The sequence below is a fragment of the Nocardioides sp. genome (genome assembly GCF_024509035.1).
GTDB lineage: Bacteria > Actinomycetota > Actinomycetes > Propionibacteriales > Nocardioidaceae > Nocardioides.
Map to the genome: position 1 here is coordinate 1 of NZ_JANINT010000062.1, position 10,197 is coordinate 10,197.

Annotated in this window: 11 protein-coding genes and 1 pseudogene; 5 read left to right on the plus strand and 7 right to left on the minus strand. The window is 72.1% G+C overall.

Annotated elements, in window-relative coordinates; genetic code table 11:
- Positions 1–553: pseudogene (locus Q0L15_RS05600) on the plus strand (lipid-transfer protein); the annotation flags it as partial.
- Positions 554–569: 16 nt separating this feature from the next.
- On the opposite strand, the gene Q0L15_RS05605 reads toward Q0L15_RS05600, so the two are convergent.
- From Q0L15_RS05605 to ppk2, 4 genes are all read right to left on the minus strand, one after another.
- Complete coding sequence (locus Q0L15_RS05605) at positions 570–1,025, minus strand: VOC family protein (protein WP_296602841.1); 456 nt, start codon at positions 1,023–1,025, stop codon at positions 570–572.
- A 62-nt stretch (positions 1,026–1,087) separates the two neighbouring features.
- Positions 1,088–1,489, minus strand: coding sequence for an AraC family transcriptional regulator (locus Q0L15_RS05610; protein WP_296602842.1), 402 nt, complete (start codon positions 1,487–1,489; stop codon positions 1,088–1,090).
- 4 nt (positions 1,490–1,493) lie between these two features.
- Positions 1,494–2,225, minus strand: a complete 732-nt coding sequence (locus Q0L15_RS05615; RefSeq protein ID WP_296602843.1) for a dienelactone hydrolase family protein — start codon at positions 2,223–2,225, stop codon at positions 1,494–1,496.
- A 42-nt stretch (positions 2,226–2,267) separates the two neighbouring features.
- Entirely contained in the window at positions 2,268–3,071 is an 804-nt protein-coding gene (gene ppk2, locus Q0L15_RS05620; RefSeq protein WP_296602844.1) for a polyphosphate kinase 2, read from the minus strand.
- A 51-nt stretch (positions 3,072–3,122) separates the two neighbouring features.
- Here ppk2 and Q0L15_RS05625 point away from each other — a divergent pair, with 51 nt between their 5' ends.
- On the plus strand, positions 3,123–3,632 hold the full coding sequence (locus Q0L15_RS05625; RefSeq protein ID WP_296602845.1) for a hypothetical protein: 510 nt from the start codon (positions 3,123–3,125) through the stop codon (positions 3,630–3,632).
- Here Q0L15_RS05625 and Q0L15_RS05630 read toward each other — a convergent pair.
- A complete protein-coding gene (locus Q0L15_RS05630; protein WP_296602846.1) occupies positions 3,607–5,016 on the minus strand; it encodes an MDR family MFS transporter in 1,410 nt (469 codons plus the stop codon). The genes Q0L15_RS05625 and Q0L15_RS05630 overlap by 26 nt on opposite strands.
- A 71-nt stretch (positions 5,017–5,087) precedes the next feature.
- Here Q0L15_RS05630 and Q0L15_RS05635 point away from each other — a divergent pair, with 71 nt between their 5' ends.
- Entirely contained in the window at positions 5,088–5,690 is a 603-nt protein-coding gene (locus Q0L15_RS05635) for a TetR/AcrR family transcriptional regulator (protein WP_296602847.1), read from the plus strand.
- Positions 5,687–6,901: a DUF480 domain-containing protein gene (locus Q0L15_RS05640; RefSeq protein WP_296602849.1), complete on the plus strand. Its 1,215-nt coding sequence runs from the start codon at positions 5,687–5,689 to the stop codon at positions 6,899–6,901. The genes Q0L15_RS05635 and Q0L15_RS05640 overlap by 4 nt, the downstream gene beginning before the upstream one ends.
- A gap of 15 nt (positions 6,902–6,916) precedes the next feature.
- On the opposite strand, the gene Q0L15_RS05645 is transcribed toward Q0L15_RS05640, so the two are convergent.
- Both Q0L15_RS05645 and kstD read right to left on the minus strand, forming a co-directional pair.
- The gene (locus Q0L15_RS05645) at positions 6,917–7,765 is read right to left on the minus strand and encodes a MaoC family dehydratase (RefSeq protein WP_296602850.1); all 849 of its coding nucleotides are present in this window, start codon (positions 7,763–7,765) and stop codon (positions 6,917–6,919) included.
- A complete protein-coding gene (kstD, locus tag Q0L15_RS05650; RefSeq protein ID WP_296602852.1) occupies positions 7,765–9,444 on the minus strand; it encodes a 3-oxosteroid 1-dehydrogenase in 1,680 nt (559 codons plus the stop codon). Before kstD ends, Q0L15_RS05645 begins: the two co-directional genes overlap by 1 nt.
- Before the next feature lie 35 nt (positions 9,445–9,479).
- On the opposite strand from kstD, the gene Q0L15_RS05655 reads away from it, so the two are divergent.
- A partial coding sequence (locus tag Q0L15_RS05655; RefSeq protein ID WP_296602853.1) for a fumarylacetoacetate hydrolase family protein occupies positions 9,480–10,197 on the plus strand: 718 nt, incomplete at its 3' end.

Below are 10,197 nucleotides of genomic sequence, written 5' to 3' on the forward strand. Positions count from 1 at the left end.
CGCCGACCCGCTGCACCTGCTCGACTGCTGCCAGGAGTCCGACGGCGCGGTCGCGCTCGTCGTCACCTCGGCCGAGCGGGCGCGCGACCTGGCGCAGAGGCCGGCGTACATCAGCGCGGCCGCACAGGGCAGCGGCGCCGACCAGTTCGTGATGACGTCCTACTACCGCGACGACATCGGCATCCCGGAGATGGGCGTGGTCGGCCGCGAGCTGTGGCGTCAGTCGGGGCTGGGCCCCGGCGACATGCGGATGGGCATCCTCTACGACCACTTCACGCCGTACGTGCTCATGCAGCTGGAGGAGCTCGGGTTCTGCGGCAGGGGAGAGGCGCCGGGGTTCGTCGCCGACGGGGCGATCGAGGTCGACGGGACGTTCCCGCTCAACACCCACGGCGGACAGCTCGGCGAGGCCTACATCCACGGGATGAACGGGATCGCCGAGGCCGTCCGGCAGATCCGCGGCACCTCGGTCAACCCGGTCGACGGCGTCGACCACCTCGTCGTCACCGCCGGCACCGGCGTCCCCACCAGCGGGCTGATCCTCTCCGCCTGACCGCAGCACCACCGGCTCAGGCGTTCTCGTAGGCGTCCTTGACCTCGGCCGGGGACGCCGCGTTCGGCTGGGAGATGCGCACGTGGTTGCCGAACGGGTCGCGGATGCCGAAGTCGGTGCCGTAGGGCTGCTCGACGGGCTCCTGGGTGACCTCGACGCCGGCCGCGGTGAGGGCGGCGTACGTCGCGTGCACGTCGTCGCTGAGCAGGAAGACGCCCCCGAGTGCGCCCTTGGTGACGAGCTCGCGCACCTGGGCAGCCGTGGCCTCGTCGTGCTGCGGGCCTCCGACGAGCTCCAGCAGGATCGAGGTGTCCTGGCCCGGGACGCCGACGGTGAGCCAGCGCATGAAGCCGAGGTCGATGTCGTCGCGGACCTCGAAACCGAGGTGGGTGGTGTAGAAGTCCAGCGCTTCGTCCTGGTCGAGCACGGGGACGGCGCGGATGTGGAGGCTGGTGATGTGGTTGTTGGTCATGACGAGGACGCTAGGGGGCTGACGCCGGCGCCCGCTTCTCCGAAACGACTGTCTTGTCGCGGCTACGCCGGGTCGCGCGGACGGGTCCAGGTCGCGATGAAGCACGACGGCACGGCGACCGGTGCGTGCCGCGCCCGGAACTCGGTCGGTGAGTGGCCGACGATCCTGCTGAACGTGGAGCTGAACGTGCCGAGGCTGGCGAACCCGGTGTCCCAGGCGATGTCGGTGATCGGCCGGTCGGTCTGGCGCAGCAGCGTCATCGCGCGCTCGATCCGGCGGCGCTGGAGGTAGCGGTGCGGTGTCTCGCCGTACACCTGCTTGAACACCCGCCCGAACTGCGAGGCCGAGAGGTGGGCGATCGCCGCCAGCGTGGGGATGTCGAGCGGCTCGGCGTAGCGTCGGTCCATCTCGTCGCGCGCCCGCAGCATGCGGCGGTTGACGTCCTCGCGCCGGCTCAGCTCCACGGCATCAGCCTCGGAGCTTGTCGCCGAAGAACTCCAACACGCGGTCGACGGCCTCCTCGGAGCGGTGCTCGGTGAGGGTGGAGTGGCCCTTGCCCTCGAGGTCGACGCGCAGGAAGGCGTCGCCGAGCTCACGGGTGAGGGTCTCGAAGCGGGTGCCGACGGCGCTGTCGCCGCGATAGCGCAGGCCGAGCACCTCACAGCCGCCCGCGGCGCGCTCCTTGACGGCGGCCAGGTCGCCGGGGGAGAGGTTGACGTCGGCGGCGCGCGCCTTGCCGACCGGGAACGGCAGCGACGGCTGGGCGAGCACCGGTGCCGCGACCGAGGGGTCGACCATCATCGCGAGCGCGAACCCGCCGGTGAAGCACATGCCGAGCGCGCCGACGCCCGGGCCGCCGAGCTCGTCGTGCAGGGTGCGGGCCAGGTCGCGCAGCCAGACCGCGATCGGCGAGGTCCGGCCGGTCGCCATGGTCGTGAACTCCTTGCTCACGCACAGCTTGGGGAGCACCTTCGCGATCGCGCCGACGCTCATCGGCGCCTCGGGTGTGCCGAACAGGTGCGGCAGCACGACGGTGTAGCCGGCCGCGACCAGCTCCTCGGCGTACCCGATCACCGTCGGCGTGAGGCCGGGGATCTCGTGGATGACGATGACGCCGGGGCCGGAGCCCTTGCGGTACGTCGGGTGCGTGGTCCCGCCGGCCGTGTGCTCGCCGCGCGTCCAGCTGTCGAGGAGGCTCATGCGGGCGAGTATCCCCGGCGGCGGCCGTCTAGGACAGGAGCGTCACAGCAGTGTCTCCACGTGGTCGGGCACGTACGTCGTGTGCTCCCGGGGCGGGCGGACGTAGCCGGTGGACGCGGGCCGCTCGGGCACCTCGATCGGCGGCAGCGGCACGTCGTGGTAGTCCAACGTGGAGAGCAGGTGGGCCATCATGTTCAACCGCGCCTCCTTCTTCACGTCGCCCTCCACGACGTACCACGGCGCCTCGGGGATGTCGGTGTGCACCATCATGTCGTCCTTCGCGCGGGAGTAGTCCTCCCAGCGGGTGATCGACTCCAGGTCCATCGTCGACAGCTTCCAGCGCCGCATCGGGTCGTCGACCCGGCTGCGGAAACGCCGGTGCTGCTCCTCGTCGCTCACCGAGAACCAGTACTTGCGCAGCAGGATGCCGTCCTCCACGAGCAGGCGCTCGAAGATCGGGCACTGGTGGAGGAAGCGGCGGTGCTCGACCGGTGTGCAGAAGCCCATGACGTGCTCGACACCCGCGCGGTTGTACCAGGAGCGGTCGAACAAGACGATCTCGCCGGGGCTCGGCAGGTGCTCGACGTAGCGCTGGAAGTACCACTGCCCGCGCTGCCGCTCGCCGGGTGCGGGGAGGGCGGCGATCCGCGCGACGCGGGGGTTGAGGTACTGCGTGATCCGCTTGATCGCGCCGCCCTTGCCCGCGGCGTCGCGGCCCTCGAAGATCACGACCAGCCGCTTGCCCTCGGCGCGCACCCACTCCTGCACCTTGACCATCTCGGCCTGCAGCCGGAACAGCTCGGCCTCGTACTGGTCGTCGCTCAGCCGCCTCTTCGCCTTCGCCATGCTCCGCACCCTAACGACGACGATCACCGGGCAGCAGGGACCATGGTCCACATGCCCAAGCTGCACGCCCTCGAGCTGGTCCCCGACGACGAGGGCCAGGAGGCCGTACGCCGCGACTGGCAGCTCCTGCGCGACCTCGGGCTGCCCAGCCAGCTCGACCACCCCGGCAGCACCAACGCACCGCACGTGACCGTGGTGTCGGCGCCGGAGCTGCCGGACGCCGCGCTCGACGTCGCCCACGCCCGGCTGGGCTCGCTGCTGCCGGTGCGGGCGCGGGCCGCCGGCCTGCTGCTGCTCGGCGGTGACCGCCTGACGATCGCGCGGGCCGTCGACATCGACGACGACGTCGTACGCCGGGTGCTCGCGGTGCGCGTGCAGGTGCCGGACCGCCAGCACGTCGGCTGGCTGCCGCACGTCACGCTGGCCCGGCGGGTCGATCGCGCCGACGTCCAGCGGGCCATCGACGTGCTCGGCCACGACGACGTCGTGCTGACGCTGACCGAGCTGCGCCGGTGGGACCCCGACCGCGGGCAGGTCACGACGTTGGCGCAGGCGCGCTGACCGGCTTCGCCGGCACGAGGAACGCGAGCGCGACGGCCACCGCGGTGAAGCCGATCGACCACCAGAACGCCGCCTCGAACCCGCCCGACCCGGCGAGCACGACCGCGAGCACGGCGACCCCGAAGGAGCCGCCGAGCTGCTGGGCGACGCGGATGAGGATGCTCGCGTCGGGCATCTCCGCACGCGCCAGGCCGTCGTAGGCGAGCGTCATCAGCGGGATCACGACCGCGCCGAGCCCGAGCCCCCGCACGAGCAGTGCGAGCAGCAACCACCAGGTCGTCGTGGTCGCGTCGGCGAACGCGAACGGCACGGTCGCAACCGCCAGGACCGCGAACCCGGCGACGGCCACCCAGCGCCCGCCGATCGAGTCGGTGAGCCGGCCGGCGATGCTCCGCGAGGCCAGGGCCCCGACTCCCTGGGGGATCAGCAGCAGGCCGGCGTCGAGCGCGTCGTGACCGCGCATCACCTGCCAGTACAACGGCAGCAGGAGCATCGCGCCGTACAGCACGACGCCGGTGAGGAACAGCAGCATCGTCGAGGTCGCCAGCGGCCGGTGCTTGAGCAGCCGCAGGTCGATGAGGGCGCGCTCGCGCCGGCTCAGCGCCCAGGCGGTGAACGCCGCCAGGAAGGCCAGGCCGGCGAGGAGGGGGAGGAGGACGTCCGCGCTGCCGAACCCGCCGTCGCCGGCGACCTGGGAGAGGCCGTAGATGACGCCGACGACCCCGGGGCCGACCAGGAGCAGACCGGTGACGTCGAGGGGCACCGGGGCGCCGGGCCGGTCGGCCGGGAGCATCCGGACGGCCATCACCAGACCGGTCAGGCACAGCGGCACGTTGACCAGGAACAACCACTCCCACGGGAGGCTGCCGAGGATCAGGCCGCCGACCACCGGCCCGAGGATCGGACCGAGCGCGGCGGGAAGGCTCACGGCGGCCATCAGCCGCCCGAGGCTGCGCCCGTGGGCGGCCTGCATGATGATCGTGGTCATCAGGGGCAGCATCACGCCGCCGCCCAGGCCCTGCACGGCGCGGAAGGCGATCAGGCTCTCGACGTTCCACGCGCAGGCGCACAGCACCGACCCGACCAGGAACGCCGTCAGCGCCAGCAGCCACAGGCGCTTGCCGCCCAGCCGGCTCTGCGCCCAGCCGGCGACGGGGATGCTCACGAACATCGCGAGCAGGTACGCCGTGCTCACCCACTGGATCGTGTCGACGGACGCGTCGAGCGCGCTGCCCAGCTCGTGCAGCGCGACGCTCACGATCGTGGTGTCGAGGATGACCGCGACCGCACCCGTCACGATCGCGATCGCGGTGCGCCGGAGCTCCGGGTCGAGCGTGGCGTCGGGCGGTGGGGGCGGGGCGGCGAGGGCGGTGTGCTGTGTCATGGGTCGGCTCCCGGATTAGATACACCTGTGTGTCTTGAGTCGACGATAGGCTCGTGCGATAAGATACGCAAATGGATCTTGTGGAGGGGCAGCGTCGACGCCGGGGTGCCGAGCTGGAGGAGGCGCTGCTCGAGGCGGCCTGGGCCGAGCTCAGTGAGCACGGATACGGCGCGCTCACCATCGACGCGGTCGCGCAGCGGGCAGGGACCAGCCGGACGGTGGTCTACCGCCGCTGGGCGACCAAGGTGGAGCTCACCGAGGCTGCGGTGTCGTGGGTCGGCCGGCACCGGACCGACCCTCCCGACACGGGAAGCCTCCGCGAGGACCTCCTGGCGCTGATGCGGGAGACCAACAGGACCCGAGTCGGCCTGATGGCCCTGGTGATCGTCTACCTCGGCGGCTACTTCCAGGAGACCGGGACCACGCCGTACGACCTGCGCCGCCTGCTGCTGGACGGCGGTCCCGCGGGGCTCGAGACCATCGTGCAACGGGCTGCGGAGCGCGGCGAGATCGACCCCGCGCGGTTGACGCCGCGAGTGCTCTCGGTGGCGTCCGACCTGTTCCGCCACGAGGCGATCATGCGGCTGGGACCGGTCCCCGACGAGGTGCTGCTCTCGATCGTGGACGACGTCTACCTGCCGCTCGTGACGGCCTCGGTAACGTCTGACGCGTGACCGATCTCCCCGGGCTCCCCGAGCTCGACGCCGAGGAACAGCGGGTGCTGGGCAGCCTGCTGGAGAAGCAGCGCACCGTGCCCGACTCCTACCCGCTGACGCTGAACTCGCTGCGCACCGCCTGCAACCAGTCCAGCAGCCGCGACCCCGTCGTGGACTACGACGAGCACACGGTCGAGCACACCGCCAAGCGGCTCAAGGAGCGCGGGCTGGTGCGGATCGTGTGGTCGGACAAGGGCCGGCGCACGCTGAAGTACCACCAGGTGCTCGACGAGGTGCTCGGCCTCGGTGACGACGAGCGGGCGCTGCTCACGGTGCTGCTGCTGCGCGGCCCGCAGGCCCCCGGCGAGCTGCGCACCCGCACCGAGAGACTGCACCGCTTCCCCGACCGCGCGGATGTCGAGCGGCTGCTCACGCGGATGGCCGAGCGCGGCCTGGTCCGCGAGCTGCCGCGCCAGCCGGGCCAGCACGACCTGCGCTGGGTGCACCTCCTGGGCGAGCCGGCGGCGGCACCGGCGGTCGCCGCCGCGCCGAACGTGGACCGCGACGTGGTGCTCGCCGAGGGATCCGAGGCCCGAGACGCCCGGGTGCGCGCGGCGTACGACGCCGTGGCGGCGACCTACTCCGAGCGGCTGTTCAACGAGCTCACCGACCTGCCGTTCGAGAGCTGGCTGCTCGACCGCGTGGCGGCGCACGCGGCCGGCGGGCCCGTGGTCGAGGTGGGCTGCGGACCCGGCCACGTCACGGCGTACCTCGCGGACGCCGGCGCGGACGCGCTCGGCCTGGACCTGTCGCCGGCGATGGTCGCCGAGGCGCGGAACCGGTTCCCCGACGGCAGCTACGAGGTCGGCGACCTGCGGCGGCTCATGCGACCCACGACCGGCCCCGGGTGGCAGGCGGTGCTGGCGTGGTACTCCCTGATCCACCTCGGCGGCTCCGAGCTGCCCGCCGCGATCGCCGCCCTCGCGAGGCCGCTGGACGCGGAGGGCTGGCTCGTCCTCGCGCTGCACGCCGGTGCGGAGGTGCGTCACGTCGACGAGTGGTTCGACCAGGCCGTCGACCTGGACTTCGTGCTGCACGACCCCGCGTCGGTCGTCGAGGTCGTGCGCGCGGCCGGGCTGGTCGACGTCGAGTGGTACCTCCGTGGCCCGCACCCGGGGCGGGACGAGACCACCGAGCGGCTCTACGTGGTGGCGCGCAAGCCCTTCTGAGCCGGCATCGGCTGGTCAGGCGGTCGTCAGCACCACGTCGCCGAGCACGGGCGCGCCGTCGCGCTCGCCCCCGGCGACGGTGGCGGAGCCGACGATGCGGCCGTCCTCGCGCCACCCGCGCACCCGCATCGTCTCGCCCGGGAACAACACGCCGGAGAACTTCACGCCGAAGCCGGCGATCCGGGTGGCATCGCCGCCGAGCAGCTGCTCGGTGAGCGTGCGCAGGGCGATGCCGTAGGAGCACAGACCGTGCAGGATCGGCGCCGGGAAGCCGGCGGCCTTGGCGAAGTCGGGGTCGGCGTGCAGCGGGTTGCGGTCGCCGCAGAGGCGGTAGAGCAGGGCCTGCTGGGGGAGGACGTCGTACGTCGTGTCCGCGTCGGGGGAGCGGTCCGGGATCTCGACCGGTGCCGCGCCGCCGCGGTCGCCGCCCCAGCCGCCCTCGCCCTTGACGAAGATCGAGGAGCGGGTCGTCCACAGCTCCTCGCCGTCCGGGCCGGTCGCGACGCCTTCCTGCCAGATGACCGCGGCCTTGCCCTTGTCCCAGACCTCGCTGATCCGGGTGGTGACCGTGGCCGAACCCGACGTGGGCACGGGCCCGGCCACGGAGATCGACTGCGACCCGTGCACGACCTGGGCGAGGTTGATGTCGCACCCCGGGAGGTCGAGCGGCGGCGGGTCGGTCATGTGGAAGGTCGGCGCGACGACCCCGAACGACGGCAGCACCTGCAGCGCCGGGCCCTCGAGCGTGTAGGTCAGATCGGTCGCCCCGAGCGCCAGCTGGTAGAGCAGCACGTCGCTCTCGGTCCACGAGAACTCGACGGTGCTCACGTGGGCGCCGGTCGCGACGGTGGGGTCGATGGGCATCAGGCGTTCTCCCGTGCGATGTCCTCGGCGGCGAGGTAGCCGAACGTCAGGGCGGGGCCGATCGTGGCGCCGGGGCCGGCGTAGGTGCGGCCCATGACCGCCGACGAGACGTTGCCGGCGGCGTAGAGGCCCGGAATCACCGAGCCGTCCGGGCGCAGCACCCTGGCCCGCTCGTCGGTGACCAGCCCGCCCTTGGTGCCGAGGTCGCCGGGCACGATCTTGACGGCGTAGAACGGCGCCTGGTCGATGACGTGCAGCGAGGGGTTCGGCTTGACCGTGGGGTCTGAGTAGTACTTGTCGTAGGCGCTCTCGCCGCGGTGGAAGTCCTCGTCGACGCCGCTGCGCGCGTAGCCGTTGAACCGTGCGATCGTCTCGGCCAGGGCGTCCGGCGGCACGTCGATCTGCTGGGCGAGCTCCTCGACGGTGGCGGCCTTCTTGACCGTGCCGTTCTTGTACCACCGGCCCGGGAACGGCTGGCGCGGGGAGAGCCCGGCGAACAGGTAGCGGTTGCGGTAGCGCTGGTCGATGATCATCCACGCCGGCACGTGACCGACGCCCGTGGCCTCGCCCCGATAGATCTCGTGGACGGCCTCGACGTACGGCAGCGCCTCGTTCATGAACCGCTCGCCGGCCTGGTTGACGATGATCGAGCCGGGCAGGTTGCGCTCGGCCAGGCAGAACCACGGTCCGGACGGCAGCGGGATCGTCGGGCCCCACCAGGCATCGTCCATGAGGTCGGTCTGCGCGCCGGCGGCGATGCCGGCGAGCACGCCGCCGCCGGTGTTGAACTGCGAGCCCGTCGTCCAGTCGACCGAGGTCGGCCTGGGCTGGTACTTCTCGCGCATCTCGAGGTTCTTCTCGAACCCGCCGCTGCCGAGGATCACGCCGCGGCGGGCGCGGACGACCTGCTCGGTGCCGTCGCGCAGCACGCGGACGCCGACGACCCGGCCGTCCTCGAGCACCAGGTCCCGCAGCTCGGTCTCGTAGTGCACCGGCACGCCGGCGTCCATCAGGCCCTTGCGCAGACCGATCGCGATCGCGTTGCCCATCGCGTACATCTTCTGGCCGCGCACCAGGCTGACGAGCCGCTTGAACAGCACCTTGGCCATCGTCAGCGGGCCGCGGATCGTGCGCAGCCCCAGGCTGATCTTCCGGAAGTCCGCCTGCGTGACGATCATGTTGGCCGGCGCCTTGGTGTACTGCGGGTGCAGCCGCGCGAGCTCGTCGCCGAGGAAGCGCGCGTCCATCGGGATCGGCTCGGCCGAGCGGCCGGCGGCCCGCCCACCCGGTGCCTCGGGGTGGTAGTCGGCATACTGCGGGACCCACGTGAACCGCAGCGGCGTCCTCTCGCGGATGAAGTCCATGACCTCGGCGCCACGCTGGAGGTAGGTGTCGCGGCGGACCTTGGGCACCACGTCGCCGACGATCGAGTCGAGGTAGAGCTTGGCGTTCTCCAGTGGGTCGTCCTGGCCGGCCGCCTTGAGCGCGTAGTTGCCGGGGATCCACACGCCGCCGCCGCTGCGCGCGGTCGAGCCGCCGAAGTAGGCGCTCTTCTCGATCAGCACCGTGTCGAGGCCGCGGCTCGCGGACGCGAGGGCGGCGGCCATGCCAGCGCCTCCGGCACCGACCACGATGACGTCGACGCTCTCCGGCAGAGCGCTCGGCAGGGGGGTCGTCATGGCGAGAAACTGTAACAGGTTCTACTATCGGTCACGTGACCTCCCAGCACTCGAGCACGACCTCGATCGAGGCCGCAGTCGAGCGACTCTCCCAGGCCCAGGCCACCGGCGTCCCGTGCGCGCCGGTGCGCGACCTCATCGGCACCGACGACCTCGATGCGGCGTACGCCGTGCAGCAGGGCCTCGTGCAAGCCCGGATCGCCGGGGGAGCGCGCGTGGTGGGGCGCAAGATCGGCGCCACGTCCCAGGCGGTGCAGGACCAGCTCGGCGTCGACCAGCCGGACTTCGGCTACCTGCTCGACGACATGGACGTGTCCCCGCGAGGCGACGACGAGCCCATCTCGATGCGCACACTGCTGCAGCCGCGGGTCGAGGCCGAGGTGGCATTCGTGCTCGCACGCGACCTCGACCTGCCCGAGGACGAGCTCACGATCGACGCCGTCCGCGCCGCGGTCGAGGTGGCGCTGCCGGCACTCGAGATCGTCGACTCACGCATCGACAAGTGGGCCATCGGGTTCACCGACACCGTCGCCGACAACGCCTCCAGCGGGCTGTTCGTCGTCGGCACCGACGGGCGTCCGTTGACGGAGCTCGAGCCGCGCGACGTGGAGATGTCGCTGACGATCAACGCCGAGGAGCGCTCGGCCGGCACCGGCGCCGCCTGCCTCGGCGACCCGCTCGAGGCGCTGCGCTGGCTAGCCGTGCAGGCCGCCCGGTTCGGCGACCCGCTGCGCGCCGGTCACCTGATCCTGT